Annotated in this window: 20 protein-coding genes and 2 pseudogenes; 12 read left to right on the plus strand and 10 right to left on the minus strand. The window is 63.4% G+C overall.

Going from position 1 to position 21,975, the window contains the following annotated elements; genetic code table 11:
• Positions 1-124 precede the first annotated feature (124 nt).
• The 8 genes and pseudogenes from AC0V8S_RS05475 to AC0V8S_RS05510 all read right to left on the minus strand — a co-directional run bounded on the left by AC0V8S_RS05475 (position 125) and on the right by AC0V8S_RS05510 (position 8,238).
• On the minus strand, positions 125-655 hold the full coding sequence (locus tag AC0V8S_RS05475) for an NADPH-dependent FMN reductase (RefSeq protein ID WP_183464342.1): 531 nt from the start codon (positions 653-655) through the stop codon (positions 125-127).
• A 41-nt stretch (positions 656-696) separates the two neighbouring features.
• Positions 697-1,317, minus strand: coding sequence for a pyridoxamine 5'-phosphate oxidase family protein (locus AC0V8S_RS05480; RefSeq protein WP_183465079.1), 621 nt, complete (start codon positions 1,315-1,317; stop codon positions 697-699).
• Between the two features lie 64 nt (positions 1,318-1,381).
• Positions 1,382-2,038, minus strand: coding sequence for a septation protein A (locus AC0V8S_RS05485; RefSeq protein ID WP_475437078.1), 657 nt, complete (start codon positions 2,036-2,038; stop codon positions 1,382-1,384).
• Positions 2,039-2,101: 63 nt separating this feature from the next.
• Positions 2,102-3,082, minus strand: coding sequence for a signal recognition particle-docking protein FtsY (ftsY, locus tag AC0V8S_RS05490; protein ID WP_210308081.1), 981 nt, complete (start codon positions 3,080-3,082; stop codon positions 2,102-2,104).
• Between the two features lie 1,048 nt (positions 3,083-4,130).
• Positions 4,131-5,471, minus strand: a complete 1,341-nt coding sequence (gene mtaB / locus AC0V8S_RS05495; protein WP_183464340.1) for a tRNA (N(6)-L-threonylcarbamoyladenosine(37)-C(2))-methylthiotransferase MtaB — start codon at positions 5,469-5,471, stop codon at positions 4,131-4,133.
• Positions 5,471-6,355: pseudogene (gene dapF / locus AC0V8S_RS05500) on the minus strand (diaminopimelate epimerase). Before dapF ends, mtaB begins: the two are co-directional and overlap by 1 nt.
• 295 nt (positions 6,356-6,650) lie before the next feature.
• Positions 6,651-7,217, minus strand: coding sequence for a hypothetical protein (locus tag AC0V8S_RS05505; protein WP_183464338.1), 567 nt, complete (start codon positions 7,215-7,217; stop codon positions 6,651-6,653).
• 70 nt (positions 7,218-7,287) lie between these two features.
• A complete protein-coding gene (locus tag AC0V8S_RS05510) occupies positions 7,288-8,238 on the minus strand; it encodes an MBL fold metallo-hydrolase (RefSeq protein ID WP_475437079.1) in 951 nt (316 codons plus the stop codon).
• Positions 8,239-8,588: 350 nt separating this feature from the next.
• Here AC0V8S_RS05510 and AC0V8S_RS05515 point away from each other — a divergent pair, with 350 nt between their 5' ends.
• Both AC0V8S_RS05515 and zapE read left to right on the plus strand, forming a co-directional pair.
• Positions 8,589-9,128 carry a protease inhibitor Inh/omp19 family protein gene (locus AC0V8S_RS05515; protein WP_475437080.1) on the plus strand — a complete coding sequence of 180 codons (540 nt, stop codon included), beginning with the start codon at positions 8,589-8,591 and terminating at the stop codon, positions 9,126-9,128.
• Positions 9,129-9,280: 152 nt separating this feature from the next.
• The gene (gene zapE / locus AC0V8S_RS05520; protein ID WP_475437081.1) at positions 9,281-10,498 is read left to right on the plus strand and encodes a cell division protein ZapE; all 1,218 of its coding nucleotides are present in this window, start codon (positions 9,281-9,283) and stop codon (positions 10,496-10,498) included.
• 5 nt (positions 10,499-10,503) lie between these two features.
• On the opposite strand, the gene AC0V8S_RS05525 is transcribed toward zapE, so the two are convergent.
• Together AC0V8S_RS05525 and AC0V8S_RS05530 are read right to left on the minus strand one after the other, a co-directional pair.
• Positions 10,504-10,842, minus strand: coding sequence for a hypothetical protein (locus AC0V8S_RS05525; RefSeq protein WP_475437082.1), 339 nt, complete (start codon positions 10,840-10,842; stop codon positions 10,504-10,506).
• 48 nt (positions 10,843-10,890) lie between these two features.
• Positions 10,891-11,214 carry a GNAT family N-acetyltransferase gene (locus tag AC0V8S_RS05530; RefSeq protein ID WP_475437083.1) on the minus strand — a complete coding sequence of 108 codons (324 nt, stop codon included), beginning with the start codon at positions 11,212-11,214 and terminating at the stop codon, positions 10,891-10,893.
• A gap of 320 nt (positions 11,215-11,534) precedes the next feature.
• Between AC0V8S_RS05530 and mdh the strand changes: the two genes are divergently transcribed.
• The 10 genes and pseudogenes from mdh (at position 11,535) to AC0V8S_RS05580 (ending at position 21,970) form a co-directional block, all read left to right on the plus strand.
• Positions 11,535-12,503: a malate dehydrogenase gene (gene mdh / locus AC0V8S_RS05535; RefSeq protein ID WP_183464332.1), complete on the plus strand. Its 969-nt coding sequence runs from the start codon at positions 11,535-11,537 to the stop codon at positions 12,501-12,503.
• A 50-nt stretch (positions 12,504-12,553) separates the two neighbouring features.
• Positions 12,554-13,747, plus strand: coding sequence for an ADP-forming succinate--CoA ligase subunit beta (gene sucC, locus AC0V8S_RS05540; protein ID WP_183464331.1), 1,194 nt, complete (start codon positions 12,554-12,556; stop codon positions 13,745-13,747).
• 4 nt (positions 13,748-13,751) lie between these two features.
• Positions 13,752-14,123 (plus strand): cupin domain-containing protein, encoded by a 372-nt coding sequence (locus AC0V8S_RS05545; protein WP_475437084.1) that lies wholly within the window; start codon positions 13,752-13,754, stop codon positions 14,121-14,123.
• A gap of 3 nt (positions 14,124-14,126) precedes the next feature.
• Complete coding sequence (locus tag AC0V8S_RS05550; protein WP_183464329.1) at positions 14,127-14,624, plus strand: DUF1579 family protein; 498 nt, start codon at positions 14,127-14,129, stop codon at positions 14,622-14,624.
• A gap of 12 nt (positions 14,625-14,636) precedes the next feature.
• Positions 14,637-15,539 carry a succinate--CoA ligase subunit alpha gene (gene sucD, locus AC0V8S_RS05555; RefSeq protein WP_183464328.1) on the plus strand — a complete coding sequence of 301 codons (903 nt, stop codon included), beginning with the start codon at positions 14,637-14,639 and terminating at the stop codon, positions 15,537-15,539.
• Between the two features lie 132 nt (positions 15,540-15,671).
• Complete coding sequence (locus AC0V8S_RS05560) at positions 15,672-18,659, plus strand: 2-oxoglutarate dehydrogenase E1 component (RefSeq protein ID WP_475437085.1); 2,988 nt, start codon at positions 15,672-15,674, stop codon at positions 18,657-18,659.
• Between the two features lie 31 nt (positions 18,660-18,690).
• Positions 18,691-19,974 (plus strand): 2-oxoglutarate dehydrogenase complex dihydrolipoyllysine-residue succinyltransferase, encoded by a 1,284-nt coding sequence (odhB, locus tag AC0V8S_RS05565; RefSeq protein WP_475437086.1) that lies wholly within the window; start codon positions 18,691-18,693, stop codon positions 19,972-19,974.
• A 16-nt stretch (positions 19,975-19,990) separates the two neighbouring features.
• Positions 19,991-20,710, plus strand: a complete 720-nt coding sequence (locus tag AC0V8S_RS05570; protein WP_475437087.1) for a DUF4241 domain-containing protein — start codon at positions 19,991-19,993, stop codon at positions 20,708-20,710.
• A 20-nt stretch (positions 20,711-20,730) separates the two neighbouring features.
• A pseudogene (locus tag AC0V8S_RS05575) lies at positions 20,731-21,218 on the plus strand (hypothetical protein).
• Positions 21,215-21,970, plus strand: coding sequence for an SDR family oxidoreductase (locus AC0V8S_RS05580; protein ID WP_475437088.1), 756 nt, complete (start codon positions 21,215-21,217; stop codon positions 21,968-21,970). The pseudogene AC0V8S_RS05575 and the gene AC0V8S_RS05580 overlap by 4 nt, the downstream one beginning before the upstream one ends.
• Positions 21,971-21,975 lie beyond the last annotated feature (5 nt).

Raw genomic sequence — 21,975 nt, forward strand, 5'->3', positions numbered from 1 at the left:
CAAACATCGAAACCAGACCTCAACCCCTAAGAACCAGCAATAGCCCGCTGATCCTGTTCCCCCGCCGTTCCTCCCAGTAACTGCGCAACAGGCCCACAAGGGGAGAAGGAAGAGCGACCGCCGCTCAGGGCGTCCGAATGAACTCCGCGAAGGCCGTGAGCGCATTGCGCATCGCCAACACGTTTCCCGGCTCAGCCAAAATAGCCTCCACCTCCGGCGGCCTCTTGCCGAGCAGGGCAATTTCCAGCCCGTCCTCATACATCGCAAACGACATCGTCCGCATGATCTCGGCCAGCGCGGCGCGGGCATAGAGCGAGCGCGGCGAGGCGTGCACTGGCATGGCGGGCTTGGCGACGGCGGCGTCGCGCGAGACCAGCCAGTCGAGTGCATTCTTCAGCCCGCCCGGCACACCATGGGCATATTCGGGACAGGAGACGATGATGCCGTCGGCGGCGGTGACGGCGTCGATCAGGTCGGCTGCTTCGCGCGGCGTGCGCTCGCCCTCGTCGTCGGGGTTGAAGATCGGCAGGCGGCCGAGCCCGTCATAGACGGTGACGCGGCAGCCTGCCGGCGCGTTGCGCGCCAGTGCTGCGACCAGGGCCGAATTGGTGGAGGCCGCGCGCAGGCTGCCGGAGATGGCGAGGATGTTCAGCAAGGTGGGTGAAGCCAGTTCGGACGAATCGCGTCCGCAAAAGCCTACCACATGGTCTGCTTGTAATCGTCGTCGAGCCAGCGATCGGTCGCCTCGACGGAATCGGCGAGCGCCAGTTGGTCGCGCAGGATCTGGCCGAGTGTCGGCAGCGTCGCGCGGTCGTACCAGGTGTCCGGCTTCCACAGATCGGAGCGCATGAAGGCCTTGGCGCAATGCATGTAGGCGGCCTTGACCGTAACCACGACGACGCTCTGCGGCTCCTTGCCGTCGACGGCGAGGCGCTCGCGCAAACCGGCGTCGACGGTGATGCGGGCATCGCCGTTGACGCGCAGCGTCTCGTTCATGCCGGGGATCAGGAAGAGCAGCCCGACCGAAGGATTGCGCAGGATGTTCTCCAGCGTATCCAGCCGGTTGTTGCCGGGCCGGTCGGGGATGGCGATGGTCCTGTCGTCGAGAATGGCGGCGAAACCGGGCTTGTCGCCTTTAGGCGTCACGTCGGCATTGCCTTCGCCGTCTGATGAGCCGATCAGCACGAAGGGGCTCTTGCCGATGAAGGAGCGGCAATGGCCGTCAAGCGCCTTCAATTCCTTGCGGATCGAACCGTCGGTGGGCCGGGGCGTCTTGTAGATCGTCCGCAATTCCTCGCGCGTGGTGATGAAGTCCATCTCGCCCCTCTTCATCTGACGCAATCCCAGACGGAAACCGCTGGCTACTTTTTCTGGAATTGCTCTATTCGCCGGCCTGCTCTTCCTCGGGTTTTTCCTCAAGCGAGTGACGCATAATCAGCGGCATCTGGCTGAAGGTGAACAGCAAGGTGATGGGAACTGTGCCCCAGAACTTGAAATAAACCCAGGTCTCTTCCGAAAAATTGCGCCACACCACCTCGTTGAGCACGGCCAGGAATAGGAAGAACAGCCCCCACCGAAAACTCAGCTTGCGCCAGCCCTCGGCATCAAGCTGGAAGGCGGAATCAAGGACATAGCCGAGCAGCGACCTGCCGAAGGCGAGCCCCCCGAGCAGCGTGACGCCGAACAACGTGTTGATGATGGTCGGCTTCATGAAGGCGAAGGTCTTGTCTTGCAGGTAGAGCGCCAGCGCGCCGAACCCGAAAACGACGATCGCCGACACCAGCGGCATGAGCGGCAGGCTGCGCGTCAGCGCCCAGGACGCGCTAAGCGACAGTGCCGTCGCGACCATGAAAAATGCGGTGGCGATCAGGATTGGCTCGCCGAGATGGGTCAGGATCGGGAACTTTTCGGCCAGCCATTCACCGCGGATCGTGGTGAAGAAGAACACCAGGCCGGGCCCAAGCTCAAGCAGCAGCTTCAAGCCGGGGTTGATCGGCCTGCGGCGTGGGTCTGACGGGTCGCGTTCGAGGATGTTCATAAAAGTCCTTCTTGCGCATGATCTGGCCGAAAACTAGGCCGTTTCAAGAGATCATGTCTTGTTTCAAGCCACTCCAGCGATCGCCCTGGCGAATTCGCTTGCGGAGAAAGGTTCGAGGTCGTCGACCTGTTCGCCGACGCCGATGAAATAGACCGGCAATTTGTGCTTTGCCGCGATCGCCACCAGAATACCGCCGCGCGCCGTGCCGTCCAGCTTGGTCATCACCAGGCCGTTGACGCCGGCGATGTTGCGGAAGATTTCGACCTGGTTGAGCGCGTTCTGGCCGGTGGTGGCGTCGACCGTCTGCAGCACGGTGTGCGGCGCTTCCGGATCGAGCTTGCCGAGTACGCGAACGATCTTTTCCAACTCCGCCATCAGTTCGGTCTTGTTCTGCAGGCGGCCGGCGGTGTCGATGATCAGCACGTCGGAGCCGGCTTCTTTTGCTCGTTCGAAGGCGTCGTAAGCGAGGCCGGCAGCATCGGCGCCGATCTTGGAGGCGATGACCGGCGATTTCGTCCGCTCGCCCCAGATCTTCAATTGCTCGATCGCGGCGGCGCGGAACGTGTCGCCGGCGGCGAGCATCACCGACAGGCCGCCGTCGGTCAGTTTGGCCGCCAGCTTGCCGATGGTCGTCGTCTTGCCAGTGCCGTTGACGCCGACCACCAGGATGACATGCGGCTTGTGCGAGAGGTCGAGCTCCAACGGCCGGGCGACCGGGGTCAGCACCTTCTCCACCTCGGCCGCCATGACGGTGCGGACATCCGTATCGGAGACGTCCTTGCCGTAGCGGCTGGCGGCCAGCGCGTCGGTGATACGAAGCGCAGTTTCCATCCCCAGGTCGGCGCGGATCAGCACGTCTTCCAGGTCCTGCAGCGTTTCCTCGTCCAGCTTGCGCTTGGTGAAGACGCCGGCAATGTTGCCGGTCAGCTCGCGCGACGAGCGGGCAAGCCCGTCCCGCATGCGCTGGAACCAGGAGCGCCTCGGCGCCGGCTCCGGCGCCTTCACCGGCTCTGCCTTCTGCTCGACTTTCTTGGTGACGATCACCTTGCCGGCAGCGGGTTTCGGCTCCTGCAAGGGTTGAGGAGCCGGTGGCGGGATGGGATGCGGCTCGGGCGCGACCTCAGCGATGACAGGCTGCGGCGCGACCGGTGCAGGCTTTACCTCCCCCTCGATGGGGGAGGTCCCGAGCGTAGCTCGGGGGTGACTGGCGCCAGCGTCGGCGCCATCACCCCACCCCAACGCTTCGCGTCGACCCTCCCCATCGAGGGGAGGGTGAGGAGCTCTTCCTTCTCCCCGTCTTTATACGGGGAGAAGGTGCCGGCAGGCGGATGAGGGGCGGCGCTAGCCTCGGAAGTTGGCTGCACGACAGGTGAAGCCGGTGGCGGCACCTCGATCGGTGTTGGCGTCTCCGTTGGAACCTCGGGTGGCGCGGGCACTTCGATCGGCGCCGGTTCCGGCTGCCTTTCCGGACGCGGCGGCGCAATCTCCGGCTCGGCTGGCGCGGGAGCCGGGACTTCTTGCGGCTGCGGCTCAGGGACGGGTTCCGGAGCGGCCGGGGAAGCGGAATTTCCGCGGGTGCCGGCGGCTCCGGAGGCTGTGGCGCGGGTGCCGGCTCCTCGACCGGCGCCGGCTCAGGCAGCGGTTCCGGTTCAGACGGAACGGCCGGCTCCGGCTGAGCCGGAATGGTCGGCGCGGGCTCGGGTGTTGGCTCTTCGGGCGCCGGCTGAGGCGCGCCCTTTACCTCCCCCTCGATGGGGGAGGTCCCAAGCATAGTTTGGGGGTGGGGGTGACTGGCGCCGGCGTCGGCGCTGTCACCCCTCCCCGCCACTTCGTGGCGACCCTCCCCATCGAGGGGAGGGTGGGGTGCTGGTTCTGGCTCGGTCGGCGCTATCGGCGCAAGTTCCGCCTCAGGCTGCGCCTCGTCGCGCTTCAAGAACTCCGGAACGACCTGTTCGGCTGCCGGCTTCAGCGCATCGAGCTGGTCCCATTTGATGGGCGGCAGCGGGGCGGTCTCGTCAACGCGCTCCTCGACGACCTCTTTCTTGCCGAACGAAAATATCTTCTTGAAAAAACCAGCCATGCTTTGCGTTTCTCAGGCGGCGCGTGCGGCAAGCGGGGCTGCGGTCAGCCTGATACCATCGTGGCCAGTAATTGTCGCTTCGACGATCTCGCCCGGCGCGCCCGTGCCGAGCGCGGCGAGCGTGAAACCTTCGGTGCGGCCAAGCCCATCGCGCTCGATCAGGATCGACTGGCGCGTTCCGGGCAGCGAGGACAGATGGCGCCGATACGCGGCTTCGCCGGCGGCGCGCAGCCGGGCAGCGCGCTGCTTGACCACCTCGCGGCGGACCTGCGGCATGCGCGCGGCGGGCGTGCCTTCGCGCGGTGAAAACGGGAAGACGTGGAGGTGGGTCAGGCCGCATTCCTCGACGATTTTTAGCGAGTTCTCGAACATGTCGTCGGTCTCGGTCGGGAAACCGGCGATGATGTCGGCGCCGAAGACGATTGCAGGGCGCAATTTGCGCACGTCCTCGCAGAAGCGGATCGACTGGTCGCGCAGATGGCGGCGTTTCATGCGCTTCAAGATCATGTCGTCACCGGATTGCAGCGACAGATGCAGGTGCGGCATCAGCCTGGGTTCGGTGGCGATGGCGTCGAGCAAATCCTCGTCGGCCTCGATCGAATCGATCGAGGATAGCCGCAGGCGCTTCACGTCGGGCACCTGTTTCAGAATGGTCTTGACCAGTCGGCCGAGCTTGGGCGCCCCCGGCAGATCGGCGCCGAAGCTGGTCATGTCGACGCCGGTCAGCACGATCTCGGCGTAGCCGTTGCCGGCCAGCCGCTTGACCTGCTCGACCACGGCGCCCATCGGCACCGAGCGCGAATTGCCGCGGCCGTAAGGGATGATGCAGAAAGTGCAGCGATGGTCGCAGCCATTCTGCACCTGGACGAAGGCGCGGGCCCGGCCCTCGATGGCGTCGACCATGTGAGAGGCCGTCTCGCGCACCGAAAAAATGTCGTTGACGCGGGCCTTCTCGGTGTCGTTGACGCCGAAATCCGGCAGCGCGCGGTACGAATGCGCCTTAAGCTTCTCTTCATTGCCAAGGACGAGATCGACCTCGTCCATGGTGGCGAATTTTTCAGGCTCGGTCTGGGCGGCGCAGCCGGTGACGATGATGCGCGCCTGCGGATTGTCACGGCGCGCCTTGCGGATCGCCTGCCTGGCCTGGCGCACCGCCTCGCCGGTGACGGCGCAGGTGTTGAAGATCACGGCGCCACCTTGCAGCGCGCCGAGACCGGCACTTTCGGCCTCGCGCCGCATCACTTCAGATTCATAGGTGTTCAGCCGGCAGCCGAAGGTCACCACGTCAATGCGGCTGGGGGCATCGGAAAGGGAGCCGTCGACATCAGGGCTCTTGGACAGAGCAACCGACATCAGGCCGCGCTTTCGGTGTCGCGGGCCCAGGCGCCGGTCGAGGGATCGAAACTGCCGGAAAATTCCCATTCGGCCGCACCCGTCAGGATGACGTGGTCATCGTCGCGCCATTCGACATGCAGCGTGCCGCCGCCGGGGGTCAAAAGGTTGACGCTGCGGCCGGTGCGCCTGGTGCGGGCCGCGGCGACCACGGATGCGCAAGCGGCTCAGCCGCAGGCCTTGGTCAGGCCGGCGCCGCGCTCCCAGGTGCGGATGATCATGGTTTCGGGCGAGGTCACCTGGGCGATGGTGATGTTGGCGCGCTCGGGAAAGATCGGGTGGTTTTCGAGCAGCGGGCCGAAGCGTTCGAGTTCGTAGGACCAGACGTCGCGGTCGACCCAGAAGATGGCGTGCGGATTGCCCATCGAGACAGCGGAAGGCGAATGCAGCACCGGCGCGTCGATCGGGCCGATCTGCAATTCGATCATGCGGGTGTCGCGGAATTCTTCGGCCAGCGGAATCTCCTGCCAGCCGAAATGTGGGATACCCATGTCGACTGAGATCGAGCCATCGGCATGTTCCCTGGCATTGAGAATGCCGGCGCGGGTTTCGAAGGTGAAGGTCTTTTGCCCGGTCTCGGCGGCGAGCGCCTGGACGACGCAGCGCATGCCGTTGCCGCAGGCCTGTGCACTGGTGCCGTCGGAATTCAGGATGTCGACATAGTAGGCGGTGCCTGCTGTCTTCGCATCATGGATCGCCATGATCTGGTCGAAGCGGGTCGCGGCATCTCCGTTCAGCGCAAGGGCGGCGGCCGCCGTTACCTGATCGGCACGGCCGCGCATATCGGCAACGATGATCTCGTTGCCGATGCCGTTCATCTTGGCGAAAGGGGCAGTGCTTGCCATTGCTCCGCGAAATTCCGTGTCTGTTTGGCGCTATATGGCGGAAACGGGCGGGAATTACCAGTGCGCAGGCATGTTCAGTCACGGCGAAGGTGCCGGACCTAGTCACGGCGGAGATGCCGGACTTAGGTCACGGCAAAGATGCCTAGCACCACCAGCAGGAAGATGACGAGAACGATGCCTAAAGCGCGTCGCGTTGAAACGGATTCATGCGACGCGCTTTAGATCTCTGCATGTCGTTCTCCAGATCTCTGCATGTCGTTCTCCCAAAACCGAGATCACTTTTGGGCGACATGCATTAGCCGGCGATCTCGATATCGGTGCTGAACGGCGCCGTCTTGGTCGAATTCTGGTCATGCATGAGGAAGTTGCACTTGTATTTCCCTGCCGGCAGGCCATCGAGGGACAGGTCGAGTTTGAAGAACAGTTCGCGGTTGTGCGAGCGGGAAGCGACCTGAACGCTGCCGATCTTCTCGAAGGTGCCCAAAGCTTCGCCCGTGTCCGAAAGCACGGTGAGGTCGACGGAAAGCGCGATCTGGCTGTTGCCGAGGCCGTCCGAGCCATAGCCATAGCCGACCGGCTCCATATAGAGCACGACCTTCTCGCCGGGTTTGTAGATGTGATTGGCACGCTCGCTGTAGATGCCGAAGCCGCCGGCCGAATCGACCTGTTTGACGTTCTCCACGGCGAGCGGCATCGCTTGCCACAGCGCCTCCTCGGCGCTGTGGAATTTCTCCAGTGCGCCGGCGCCGTCGCCCGCTTGCAGCGCCTTTTCGGCATCGGCGGCGCGATCGGCGATTTCACCCGCGAAGGCCGCCGGCGCCGAAATTGCCAGTGCCATCAGTGCTGCAACGATCGATTTCATCTCAGGTCCCCTTTTTTGCTGGCCGGACCATCGGCGAAAATGATGGTGCCGTAAATGGCCAATGCGCACTTCAGCCGTGCTCGATCTCCGGGACGTCCCAGATTTCGCCGGGCCGCAAGGCGCGAAAGCGCTCCTGTGGCAGCCCCTCTGCCTCGAGCGCCTCTGCCAGTTTGCGGGCCGGCTCGTCCATCGGTTCGTCGGTGAGCTGGAAACTGCCCCAGTGGCAGCCGGCGGCGAAGGCGGCCTTGCACAGCTTCATGCCTTGTACCGCTTCCTCGGGATTCTGGTGCTGCGGCGCCATGAACCATCGTGGCTCATAGGCGCCGATCGGCAGGATGGCGAAGCGGAAGCCGCCATGTTTGTCCGCCATCAGCCGGTAGTTGATGCCGTCGTGGAAGCCGGTATCGCCGGCGAAATAGAGTTTGCCGCCCGGCGTCTCGATGACGAAGCCGGCCCACAGTGCCATGCGGCGGTCGCGGGCGCCGCGCGCCGACCAGTGATGCGCCGGCTCGATGTGGATAAAAAGGCCATTGCCGATATCGACCCTGTCACCCCAGTCATGCGCCGACAGCCGCATATCGGGAACCGCCTCCCGGATCAGCACATCGTTGCCGAGCGGCGTCACCACCAGCGGATCGTGCTTTTCCTTCAACCGCTTCAACGTGGCGAGGTCGAGATGGTCGTAATGGTTGTGGCTGACCAGCACGAGGTCAATCGGCGGCAGGTCGCCGAAGGCGATGCCTGGCGGATTGACGCGTTTTGGCCCGGCGAAGGAAAACGGCGAGGTGCGTTGCGACCAGACCGGATCGGTGAGGATGTTCAGCCCGGCGGTCTGGATCAGCAGCGTGGAGTGACCGACCATGGTCACGATCAGATCAGAGCCGTCTACCCGCGCGGCCGGCTTTACCTGCGGAAAGAGGCTCGGACTGGTCGCCGGCCATTTCGCGCGCTGGCCGTTGAACTGCCATTTCAGCAGATCGGTGAAGCGGCCGGGCATCTGGCCGCCGGGATTGAAAAACAAGGTGCCATCGAAATGGTCGCTGGGCGGACCGCTGTAATAGCGGTTGGTGGCTCTCTTCTCGCGACCAAGGTCTGTGCTCCAGCGGATTCCGGCAGCTAGACATAGGTTCTGAGCCGGTTGGCGCAAGCATTTGCGGGGCGAAAGCGGAAACGAGCGCTGTAGTGGCCGAGATCCCCGGACTTGAGCGACGAGGCAGATACGGCAGGTCGAGATTGCGATAAATTTGCAACAATCTTGCCGCAAACCCTATTTTAACCATATCGGGTTGAAATTTCGCCACCTTCTCCATCTTGGTGGAGGGTGATATTGCGCGGACGGCATCCCCCAAGCCGGATCCGACGGAGGTTGTAATGAATTTTTCGAAAAGCGGTCTGGTGGCCGTATCGCTGGCTGCGCTCGTTGCGAGTGGCTGCTCGACCACACGCTTCTCGTCGATGGACGACCAGCAGCCGGCGCCGCTGCAGCCGGCGCCGGCCGGCCAGGTGACCTCCAACCAGCTGCCGCCGCCGGCCGCGCCCGGAACCACCGACCCGTCGAAATTCCCGACCGCACCGGCAAACACGCAGGTTGCGTCCTTGCCGCCTGACGGCGCGGCGCCCGCCGGCGCCTCGGATCTCAACGCGGCAGCCGTCGCTGGCGTCTGGAACGCCAGCGTTTCCGGCCAGAACTGCAAGATCGCGACGCCGCAGACGAAGTTCGGCGCCGGCTTCCGCGCCGGGCCGCTGCATTGCCCGGCACCGATCGACGGCATCAAATCGTGGAACGTCGCCGGCAAGCAGCTGACGCTTTATGATGAGAATGGCGGCTCGCTGGCGCGGCTCTATTCCTCGGGCGGCTCGAAATTCGATGGCCAGACTTCCAACGGGCAGCCGATTTCGCTTACAAGGTAAGCCAGATATGCCGATATTCAGGTGATGCCGGCCTGCGAACGGCGGGTTTCCGCTCCGGTTCTCGAAAGCCGCCATTCTCGACTCGGCCTGACCTGAATCTCAACACACCTAGTCCTCCCCGGAGCATCCTGTTCTGAACAACGACGTGACCGATGCATCTGCGTGACGGCCTCCAGACCCATGCGACCGTCAGGCAGCGCTACGACCATCTGGTGGAAACCGGCGCGGTCGAACGCGACTTGGCGCAGGAACGCATCGCCGCCGCGCTCGACCGGCTGACCGATGAAATCTCGGCCAAACGGCTGGCGCACAAATCGAGTGCGCTGGGCTGGCTGTTCGCCCGCAAGCGCGAGACGCGGGACATCGTCAGGGGTCTCTACATCCATGGCGGCGTCGGTCGCGGCAAGACCATGCTGATGGACATGTTCTTCGAGCTGCTGCCAGTCCGGCGCAAGCGCCGCGTCCATTTCAACGACTTCATGGCCGATGTGCAGGACCGCATCCAGAAACACCGGCAGGCGCGCAAGAATGGCGACGCCAAGGAAGATGACCCGATCCCGCCGGTGGCCAAGGCACTGGCCGAGCAGGCCTGGGTGCTGTGCTTCGACGAATTCTCGGTCACCGACATCGCCGACGCGATGATCCTGTCCAGGCTGTTTTCGGCGCTGTTCGCCAATGGCGTGGTACTGGTCGCCACCTCGAACGTGGCGCCGGAAAATCTCTACCGCGACGGGCTCAATCGCCAGCTGTTCCTGCCGTTCATAGGCATCCTGGAACGGCACACCCACATTCTGTCGCTCGACAGCGACAAGGATTACCGGCTGGAAAAGCTCGCCCGAACGCCGGTCTATGTCACGCCGGCCGACGACGCGGCCGACCGGGTGCTCGATGAGGCCTGGCGGACGATGACGCGCGGCGCGCCGACAGCCGCGACCTCGCTGACCCTGAAGGGCCGGCCAGTGGTGGTGCCGGCCGCGGCCGGCGATGCGGCGCGGTTTTCCTTCGCCGATCTCTGCGAAAAACCGCTCGGCGCACGCGATTTCCTGGCCATTGCGGGGCGCTTCTCGACTGTCTTCATCGATCACATCCCGGTGTTGGGCGAAGGCAAGCGCAACGAGGCCAAGCGTTTCATCCTGTTGATCGACACGCTCTACGACCACCATATGCGCCTGGTGGTGAGCGCCGAGGCCCCGCCGCAGGAGCTTTATCTCGCCAAGCGCGGCGTCGAGGTGTTCGAGTTCGAGCGCACGGCATCGCGATTGATCGAGATGCAGAGCCGCGACTGGCTGGAAGACTGGGCGGAGCGGCGGAAGGCGAAGGCGACCGAACCGGAAGGCCGGTACGGCGAGCCTCCCGTCGCCAGAGCCTGAACCCTTCAGGCGGTCGGCAAACTGCCGGCTACAACTGTGTAGTGATCGACGAATTCGGATTTCTCCAGGAGATAGCGATCATCTTCCGGGTAGTAGCGGGCCAGTTCCGGCGCGTCGCCGGCAAAGCCTCGGACGGCGTCCATTGATGACCACCAGCTCAACGTGACGATCTCCGTCGTGCCGTCGCCACGATCACGCATAAGCATCTGGAAGCCGCGATTGCCTGTCGTGGCCGCGTAATCGAGGCCCCCGGTCCTCCCAACATAGGCGGCATAGGCAGCGCGATCCTGTGTGCGGATGATGGATGACCAGCGACGCAGAATGAGAGGTTCTGTTTCGGTCATGGCTAAACTCCTTGTTGTCGTGGCCGCAAAGCGACCCATCTGCATGGTCTAGAGCCTGTAAACGTACATCACGAACGGCTCGGCCACTGAATCGCGCGATTCGTAGAGCGCTCGGGCCGCGAGATTATCTGGCTCAGTGCCGACCCAGGCCTCTTCGCAGCCATGCTCCCTGCCGATCGCGAACATCGCGTCGAGCATCTTTCGCGCAATGCCCTGGCGCTGGAATGCGGGCGATACGCCGACCTCGTCGATGTAGAGTTCGCTGACCTTGTCGGGATGGCGGTGGATCACCGCCGCGCATTGTCCGACAATCAGGCTGTCAGCCAAGGCCACGATCATGAAATGGCCTGGTTGCCTGAGATAGGCTGCCAATCGATCTGGCCTGACCGGCTCGTCGAACACATCCTCGGCAACCGGCATCACAAGGGCGTCATCACCTTCTGATTGACACGGTCATTGTGTAAATTCTCCCAAGTCGGCTTACAAACTTTGACGTTTACGTAAATCCCAAACCATCTAACCGATTGAAAATGCTCACTCCAAAATAATCGTTTGAATTTATCTTGCACCGGGGCTATTGGGTGCGGCGAAATCTCACGGGTTTCCGCAGCATTCCGGCCTCTTCCTCGATGCCGTCATCAAGTCGCTAAAGACTTGAGGCACCGTAACAGACAAAGGGAAAATATCCTCACATGGCACGCAACAAGATAGCGCTTATCGGCTCGGGCATGATCGGCGGCACGCTGGCCCACATGATCGGCCTCAAGGACCTCGGCGACGTGGTTCTGTTCGATATCGCCGAGGGTATTCCGCAAGGCAAGGGGCTCGATATCGCGCAGTCGTCGCCGGTCGATGGTTTCGACTCCCGGCTGACCGGCGTCAACGACTATGCCGGCATCGAGGGTGCCGACGTCTGCATCGTCACCGCGGGCGTGCCGCGCAAGCCAGGCATGAGCCGCGACGACCTGCTCGGCATCAACCTCAAGGTCATGGAACAGGTCGGCGCCGGTCTGAAGAAGTACGCGCCAAAGGCCTTCGTCATCTGCATCACCAATCCGCTCGATGCCATGGTGTGGGCGCTGCAGAAGTTTTCCGGCCTGCCCAAGACCCATGTCGTCGGCATGGCCGGCGTGCTCGACAGCGCGCGCTTCCGTTATTTCTTGGCCGAGGAATTCAAGGTTTCGGTCGAGGACGTCACCGCCTTCGTGCTTGGCGGCCACGGCGATTCCATGGTGCCGATGATCCGCTATTCCACGGTCTCGGGCATTCCGTTGCCCGACCTCGTCAAGATGGGCTGGACCTCGAAGGAAAAGCTCGACCAGATCGTGCAGCGCACCCGTGACGGCGGCGCCGAGATCGTCGGCCTGCTCAAGACCGGCTCGGCCTATTACGCACCGGCCGCCTCGGCGATCCAGATGGCCGAAGCCTATCTCAAGGACAAGAAGCGCGTGCTGCCCTGTGCCGCCCACCTCTCCGGCCAGTATGGCGTCAAGGGCACCTATGTCGGCGTTCCCGTGGTGATCGGCGCCGGCGGTGTCGAGCGCATCATCGAGATCGACCTCAACAAGAGCGAACAGAAGATGTTCGACAGCTCTGTGGCGACCGTGCAGGGCCTGACCGAGGCCTGCGTCAAGATCGCGCCGCAGCTCGCCTCGAAGTAAACCCCAGCCAAAAGACAACCCCGGCAAAAAAGACTTGGAGATCGTTCCCAATGAACATCCATGAATATCAGGGCAAGGCGCTGCTGAAGAGCTTTGGCGCGCCGGTGGCCGAAGGTGTGCCGGTGTTCAAGGCAAGCGAGGCGGAAGCCGCCGCCAAGGCGCTGCCCGGCCCGCTTTATGTGGTGAAGAGCCAGATCCATGCCGGCGGCCGCGGCAAGGGCAAGTTCAAGGAACTGTCGCCCGACGCCAAGGGTGGCGTGCGGCTGGCCAAGTCGGTCGCCGACGTCGTCGCCAACGCCAACGAGATGCTCGGTCACACGCTGGTGACCAAGCAGACCGGCCCGGCCGGCAAGCAGGTCAACCGCCTCTATATCGAGGACGGCGCCGACATCGAGCGCGAGCTCTATCTGTCGATCCTGGTCGACCGCTCGGTCGGCCGTATCGCCTTCGTCGTCTCGACCGAAGGCGGCATGGACATTGAGGCGGTCGCCCACGACACGCCGGAAAAGATCATCACCGTCGCCATCGACCCGGAAAAGGGCGTCACATCAGCCGATCTGAAGGCGCTCAACGGCGCGTTGAAGCTCGACGGCGACGCGGCCAAGGACGGCGATACGCTGTTCCCGATCCTCTACAAGGCCTTTGTCGAGAAGGACATGAGCCTGCTCGAGGTCAATCCGCTGATCGTCATGAAGAACGGCCGGCTGCGCGTGCTCGACGCCAAGGTGTCGTTCGACAACAACGCGCTGTTCCGCCACCCGGACGTGCTCGAACTGCGCGACACCACCGAAGAGGACGAGAAGGAGATCGAGGCGTCGAAATACGACCTCGCCTATGTCGCGCTCGACGGCAATATCGGCTGCATGGTCAACGGCGCCGGCCTTGCCATGGCGACGATGGACATCATCAAGCTCTATGGTGCCGAGCCCGCCAACTTCCTCGATGTCGGCGGCGGCGCGTCGAAGGAGAAGGTGACGGCGGCGTTCAAGATCATCACCAAGGATCCGGCCGTCAAAGGCATACTGATCAACATCTTCGGCGGCATCATGAAGTGCGACATCATCGCCGAGGGCGTCATCGCCGCGGTCAAGGAAGTCGGCCTGAAAGTGCCGCTGGTGGTGCGCCTCGAAGGCACCAATGCCGAGCTTGGCAAGAAGATCATCAACGACAGCGGCCTCAACGTCGTGTCGGCCGATGATCTCGACGACGCGGCCAAGAAGATCGTGGCGGCGGTGAAGGGCTGAGCCTGTGCCCCCGCGCAAGATAAACCTCGTCGAGGCGGCGGACGCGAAGATCAAGAAGGTCTTCGATCCGCATATCGCCGGCGACGTCAATGACAGCCAGGCGAAGGTTGCCAAGTTCGGCGAGATTTTCGACTGGCATGCGCATGATCATGAGGACGAAGCTTTCCTCGTGCTGCGCGGTCGCATTGCTATCGATTTCCGCGACGGGCCGGTCGAGCTTGGCGAGGGCGATTTCATCGTCGTGCCGCGCGGTGTCGAGCACCGGCCGCGTTCGCTCACCGCCGAGCCTGTGGTGCTGATGTTCGAGCCGTCGACGACGCTCAACACCGGCAACGCCAAGAGCGATCTCACCGTCACCGATCTGAAGCGGCTCTGACCGATGAACGCTGCGTCCTTCTCATCGCTTTCCGCCGATCACCAGCGCCTGCAGGCGCTGGTCGGCGCGTGGCGCGGCGAAGAAGAGGTGGCGGACACACAATGGGCCGACGGCGGCCCGGCGACTTCCGAAGTGCTGGCAGAGGCTCAGTTCGGCGGCCTGTTCGTGGTGCAACGCTATCGCCAGCGCCGCGACGGCACGATTTCCTTCGGCGCGCACAGCGTGTTCGGCTTCGACCAGCAAAATGCCGTCGTCACCATGCATCAGTTCGACTCGATGGGCTTCGTGCCGGCCTCGCCGGCCACAGGCACGTGGACCGGCAGCGAGCTCAATCTGGAGCGATCGTCGCCGCGCGGCTCCGCACGCGTGACGTATATTTTTGACAATGCCGACACCTACCGCATGCGACTGCATTTCAAACCCGCCGGCAGCGATGGCTGGCAAGACATGGTGAGCGGCGTCTACCGGCGCGTCTCGCCTTCCTCGATCAACAGTCTTTAGAAAAGGGCTCCGATGTCCATTCTCGTCGACAAGAACACCAAGGTGCTGGTGCAGGGCCTGACCGGCAAGACCGGCACGTTCCACACCGAACAGGCGCTGGCCTATCACGGCACCAAGATGGTGGGTGGCATCCATCCCAAGAAGGGCGGCGAGACCTGGACCGGGTCGAAGGGCGAGAGCCTGCCGATTTTCGCCACCGTCGCCGAGGGCAAGGAAGAGACCGGCGCCAACGCGTCGGTCGTCTATGTGCCGCCGGCCGGTGCCGCCGAAGCGATCCTGGAAGCGATCGAGGCGGAGATACCGCTGATCATCTGCATCACCGAAGGCATTCCGGTGATGGACATGATCAAGGTCAAGGCGCGGCTCGACCGCTCGACTTCGCGACTGATTGGCCCGAACTGCCCGGGCGTGCTCACCCCCAACGAGTGCAAGATCGGCATCATGCCCGGAAACATCTTCCGCAAGGGCTCGGTCGGCGTTGTTTCGCGCTCGGGAACTCTTACCTATGAGGCCGTGTTCCAGACCACCAATGTCGGCCTCGGCCAGACCACCGCCGTCGGCATTGGCGGCGACCCGGTCAAGGGCACCGAGTTCATCGATGTGCTCGAGATGTTCCTGGCGGACGACGAGACCAAGTCGATCATCATGATCGGCGAGATCGGCGGTTCGGCCGAGGAAGACGCCGCGCAGTTCCTCAAGGACGAAGCCAAGCGTGGCCGCAAGAAGCCGATGGCCGGCTTCATCGCCGGGCGCACGGCGCCGGCCGGCCGCACCATGGGCCATGCCGGCGCGGTCATCTCCGGCGGCAAAGGCGGCGCCGAGGACAAGATCGCGGCGATGGAATCGGCCGGGATAAAAGTATCGCCCTCGCCGGCACGGCTGGGTACGACCTTGGTCGAGGCGATCAAGGGTTAAAGTGAGTAGCGAGTAGTGAATAGCGAATAGGGAAGAACAGGGTAACGAGGCGAGCACGGGAAATCCCTACTCGCTATTCGCTACTCCCTATTCGCTCCAACAGGAGACGGAGCGCGGCTCCGCTGAAACGACATGGCAAGACAAGATCAGGCCAACGACCAATTTTCGCTCACCTCATTCCTCTATGGCGGCAACGCCGATTACATCGACGCGCTCTATGCCGCCTATGAGGACGACCCGGAATCGGTCAATCCGGAGTGGCAGGAGTTCTTTGCCGGGCTGAAGGACGATGCCGGCGATGTGCGCAGGAATGCCAAGGGCGCTTCCTGGGCCAAGCCCTCCTGGCCGCTGCAGGCCAATGGCGAATTGGTGTCGGCGCTCGACGGCAATTCGGGCATTGTCGAGAAGCATCTGGAGAAGAAGGTCAAGGACAAGGCGGTCACCAACGGCGTCGTGCTCTCCGATGCCGACGTGCACCAAGCGACGCGCGATTCGGTGCGCGCCATCATGATGATCCGCGCCTACCGCATGCGCGGCCATCTGCACGCCAATCTCGACCCGCTCGGCATCGCCAAGCCGCTCGAGGACTACAACGAATTGTCGCCGGAGAATTACGGCTTCACCGCAGCCGATTACGACCGGCCGATCTTCCTCGACAATGTGCTCGGCCTCGAATTCGGCACCATCCGGCAGATGCTGGAGATCCTCACCCGCACCTATTGCTCGACGCTTGGCGTCGAATTCATGCACATCTCCGATCCCGAGGAGAAGGCCTGGATCCAGGCGCGCATCGAGGGCGCCGACAAGGAAATCTCCTTCACCGCCACCGGCAAGAAGGCGATCCTGCAGAAGCTGGTCGAAGCGGAAGGCTTCGAGCAGTTCATCGACGTCAAATACAAGGGCACCAAGCGCTTCGGCCTCGACGGCAGCGAAGGCCTGATCCCGGCGCTGGAGCAGATCATCAAGCGCGGCGGCCAGCTTGGCATGAAGGAGATCGTGCTCGGCATGGCGCATCGCGGCCGGCTGAACGTGCTTTCCCAGGTGATGGCGAAGCCGCACCGCGCCATCTTCCACGAGTTCAAGGGCGGCTCGGCCGCCCCCGACGAGGTCGAAGGCTCGGGCGACGTGAAGTACCATCTCGGCGCCTCGTCGGACCGCGAGTTCGACGGCAACAAGGTGCATCTGTCGCTGACCGCCAACCCGTCGCACCTGGAAATCGTCGATCCCGTCGTGATGGGCAAGGCGCGCGCCAAGCAGGACTATCTGTTCGGCCGCGGCCGCGAGGAAATCGTGCCGCTGGAGGAGCGGGCCAAGGTGCTGCCGCTGCTGCTGCACGGCGACGCCGCCTTCGCCGGCCAGGGCGTGATCGCCGAAATCCTCGGCCTGTCGGGCCTGCGCGGCCACCGCGTCGCCGGCACGCTGCACTTCATCATCAACAACCAGATCGGCTTCACCACCAATCCGCGCTTCTCGCGCTCGTCGCCCTATCCGTCGGATGTGGCCAAGATGATCGAGGCGCCGATCTTCCACGTCAATGGCGACGATCCGGAAGCCGTGGTCCACGCCACCAAGGTGGCGATCGAATTCCGCATGAAGTTCCACAAGCCGGTGGTCGTGGACATGTTCTGCTATCGCCGCTTCGGCCACAATGAGGGCGACGAACCGGCTTTCACCCAGCCGATCATGTACCGCAACATCCGCACCCATAAGACGACGGTGCAGATCTATGCCGAGCGGCTGATCGCCGAGGGCCACATCACTCAGGCCGAACTCGACCAGATGAAGGCCGACTGGCGCGCGCATCTGGAATCCGAATGGGAAGTCGGCCAGCACTACAAGCCCAACAAGGCCGACTGGCTCGATGGCGCCTGGTCTGGCCTGCGCACGGCCGACAACCAGGACGAACAAAGGCGCGGCAAGACCGCCGTGCCGGTCAAGGTGCTGAAGGAAATCGGCAAGAAGCTGACCGAGGTGCCGAAGGGTTTCGAGGCGCACAAGACCATCATCCGCTTCCTCGAAAACCGCCGCGAGGCGATCGAGTCCGGCGAAGGCATCGACTGGTCGACGGCCGAGGCGCTGGCTTTCGGCGCCATCCTGCTCGACGGCAATCCGATCCGCCTGTCGGGACAGGATTCCGAGCGCGGCACCTTCTCGCAGCGCCATTCGGTGCTCTACGACCAGCGCGACGAGACCCGCTACATCCCGCTCAACAACCTCTCGGCGGCACAGGCCGGCTACGAAGTCATCAACTCGATGCTGTCGGAAGAGGCGGTGCTGGGCTTCGAATATGGCTACAGCCTGGCCGAACCGAAGGCGCTGACCTTGTGGGAAGCGCAGTTCGGCGACTTCGCCAACGGCGCCCAGGTGGTGTTCGACCAGTTCATCTCGTCAGGCGAGCGCAAGTGGCTCAGAATGTCGGGCCTCGTCTGCCTGTTGCCGCATGGCTATGAAGGCCAGGGTCCGGAACATTCCTCGGCCAGGCTCGAGCGCTTCCTGCAGCTTTGCGCCGAAGACAATATGCAAGTGGCCAACTGCACCACGCCGGCCAACTACTTCCACATCCTGCGGCGGCAGCTGAAGCGCGACTTCCGCAAGCCGCTGATCCTGATGACGCCGAAGTCGCTGCTGCGCCACAAGCGGGCGGTGTCGACGCTGCCGGAAATCTCGGGCGAAAGCTCGTTCCACCGGCTGTTGTGGGACGACGCCCAGCTGTTGCCCAACCAGGCGATCAAGCTCACCAAGGACAGCAAGATCCGCCGCGTCGTGCTGTGCTCGGGCAAGGTCTATTACGACCTCTATGAAGAGCGCGAGAAGCGCGGCATCAACGACATCTATCTGCTGCGCGTCGAACAGCTCTATCCGTTCCCGGCCAAGGCGCTGATCACCGAACTGTCACGTTTCCGCAACGCCGAGATGGTGTGGTGCCAGGAGGAGCCCAAGAACATGGGTGCCTGGTCGTTCATCGACCCGTATCTGGAATGGGTGCTGGCACATATCGACGCGAAGCATCAGCGGGTGCGCTACACCGGCCGGCCGGCGGCCGCGTCGCCGGCGACCGGCTTGATGTCCAAGCACCTTGCCCAGCTCGCCGCCTTGCTCGAAGACGCGCTCGGCGAATAAAGAACAGAACCGACAAGAACGGACAGGCACAATGGCTACCGAAATCCGCGTTCCCACTCTCGGCGAATCCGTCACCGAGGCGACCATCGGCAAATGGTTCAAGAAGGTCGGCGATGCCATTGCCGTCGACGAGCCGCTGGTCGAGCTCGAAACCGACAAGGTGACGGTGGAAGTTCCAGCCGCCGCCGCCGGCACGCTGGGCGAAATCACCGCCAAGGAAGGCGAGACGGTCGCTGTCGGCGCTTTGCTGGGTTCGATCTCGGCAGGCGGCGCCGCTGCCCCGGCGACCAAGCCGCAGGCGGTGTCGCAGGCCTCGTCGCCGGATGCGGCGCAGACCACCAAGCAGGCCGCGGCCGAGACAGCCAAGATTGCCGGCGATGCCGGAGCGGTCGAGCCGCGCTCGATGCCGCCGGCGCCGGCCGCGGCAAAACTGATCGCCGAGAACAATTTGTCGGTCGACCAGCTTTCCGGCTCGGGCAAGCGCGGCCAGGTGCTCAAGGGCGACGTGCTCGACGCCATCTCCAAGGGTGCTCCGTCGCAGCCGGCCGAGACGCCGAAGGCGGCTCCGGCACCTGCACCGATCGCCTTGCGTGCGCCATCGTCCGGCGACGATGCCTCGCGCGAAGAGCGCGTGCGCATGACCAAATTGCGCCAGACAATTGCGCGCCGCCTGAAGGAAGCGCAGTCGACCGCCGCCATGCTCACCACCTTCAACGAGGTCGACATGTCAGCGGTGATGGCGCTGCGCACCAAGTACAAGGACGTGTTCGAGAAGAAGCACGGCGTGAAGCTCGGCTTCATGGGCTTCTTCACCAAGGCCGTCACCCACGCGCTGAAGGAAATCCCGGCGGTCAATGCCGAGATCGACGGCACCGACATCATCTACAAGAATTTTGCTCATGTCGGCGTCGCCGTCGGCACCGAGAAGGGCCTCGTCGTGCCGGTCGTGCGCGATGCCGACCAGATGTCGATCGCCGAGATCGAGAAGGAAATCGGCCGGCTGGGCATCGCCGCGCGTGACGGCAAGCTGTCGGTCGCCGACATGCAGGGCGGTACCTTCACCATCTCCAATGGCGGCGTTTACGGCTCGCTGATGTCGACGCCGATCCTCAACGCGCCGCAATCGGGCATTCTGGGCATGCACAAGATCCAGGACCGGCCGGTCGTGGTCGGCGGCCAGATCGTCATCCGGCCGATGATGTATCTGGCGCTGAGCTACGATCACCGCATCGTCGACGGCAAGGAAGCGGTGACCTTCCTGGTGCGCGTCAAGGAAAGCCTGGAGGATCCGGAACGGCTGGTGCTTGATCTCTAGTCGGAGCTGATCCGCAATGGGCGGCTGGCCGGGATGGTTCAGGTTCAGGTTGGGCCGCCTGCTACGAGTTTTTCGACCAGCTGCCTCGACCGCTGTTCCTTCGCCGGCGACATCGACTGAATGGGATTCGGAGCCGGCGAGCAGCAATCTCGGTGTGTTCGCTCTCAGCGAAGCTGAGATGGCGGAACGGAAAATCATTGTCACCGTGATCGGCGAACTTGAGCTCCCGACTGGCGAAATCGTCGCTTGCGATCCACTGATTACAGGACTGGAACGGCCTGTGTTTAGCCGCAAGGTCAGGCCGGGACGCTACCCGGTCACGTTGCTTGAGGCGCGGAGTTACGTTGCTGCGGCGGTCTTACGGTTTGGCCCCGGCCTACCGGTGAGCTGGGAATTGGCCACCTTCACCAGCAATGGTGGATCGGCCTGGAAGTCTGGATTTATTGTCGATGACGCTGTTGCTTCGTTCATGGACAGGTCGTTTCTGACGCTGATGTCCGACCCGGAGGAACTCGACGGCTATCTTGCTGACGTTGCATGCTCGTTCGACAGGTTCCGCATGGATAATCCGGTTGATGAAAATCCGCTTAATGTAGCCATGTTCAACACGGGCTGGGGTGATGGGATTTACTATTCCTTCTGGGGACTGGACGCGGCCGGCGAGCCGCTGGTCTTGATGACCGATTTCGAAGTGCTCGAAGACGCCGATGGCCGGGGGAGCGATCAAACCAACTGATGACAAACGTTGCTCCGCCCATGATTGGATTTATAGCAGGCTCGCTGGCTTTTCTGGCAGCGTGTTCCGCGGCTTATGCCGCCTGCCCGATCGAGCTCGCCGTCTATGGCGATACCCAAAGCGGCAGCGAGATCGATTTTACCCCGACCGGCACATCGGCTCTCGTCACTAACAGCTTCCGCATGATCCTCGACAACAATGTGGTGCTGAACGGCATTGTGATGTGGAGCTCGGGTGAAGCGCGGCCGAACGGTTCCTTGATGTACAAATGCCCCGAGGGCGACGTCACTGGCGGCGAACTGCCGCCTGCACGCTGTGGAACGGTGTGATCTATACGTCGGATGACAAGGGCGATATCGGGCTTTTGCCGGCGCAAGGCGTCGATGCGCCGAAGACACTGATCCTTCCAGACCTCGGGCCGTCATTGCGGCATTCGGTGGCCTATGGCGGCAGCGGATTCTCGAAAGTGCCGTCGGATGTGTTTACGCTGAAGGGATGCCAGGAATGAGCGAGGCGCAAAAGGTGCTGCTGGTCACCGGCGGCAGCCGCGGCATCGGCGCCGCCGTCTGCCGGCTGGGGGCGAAGGCCGGTTATCGCGTGGTGGTCAACTACGCCTCGAACCAGGCTGCTGCCGACGCGCTGGTCGGCGACATCAAGGCCGCCGGCGGTGACGCTTTTGCGGTCAAGGGCGATGTCGGCAGCGAGGCCGATATCCTGGCTATCTTCGAGGCGGTGGACCGCAACTGGGGCCGGCTCGACGCCTTCGTCAACAATGCCGGCATTGTCGACGCCAAGGCGCGTGTCGACGAGATGAGCGCCGCACGGCTCGAGCGGATGATGCGCATCAATGTCGTCGGTTCCATCCTGTGCGCCCGCGAGGCGGTCAAGCGCATGTCGACGCGCCATGGCGGCAAGGGCGGATCGATCGTCAACATCTCCTCGGCGGCGGCGGTGCTCGGCGCACCGGACAATTATGTCGACTATGCTGCCTCCAAGGGCGCCATCGACACGTTCACCATCGGGCTCGCCCGCGAGGTGGCGCTGGAAGGCATCCGCGTCAACGCGGTGCGGCCGGGCATCATCGACACCGACATCCATGCTTCCGGCGGACAGCCGGACCGGGTGGCGCTGATCCAGGACACGCTGCCGATGAAAAGAGCAGGCACCGCGGATGAAGTCGCGGCAGCGATTCTCTATCTTCTATCCGACGCCGCATCCTATACGACAGGCGCGATCCTGAATGTCAGCGGCGGCCGCTGAGCGCC

Source organism: Mesorhizobium oxytropidicola (assembly GCF_056174625.1).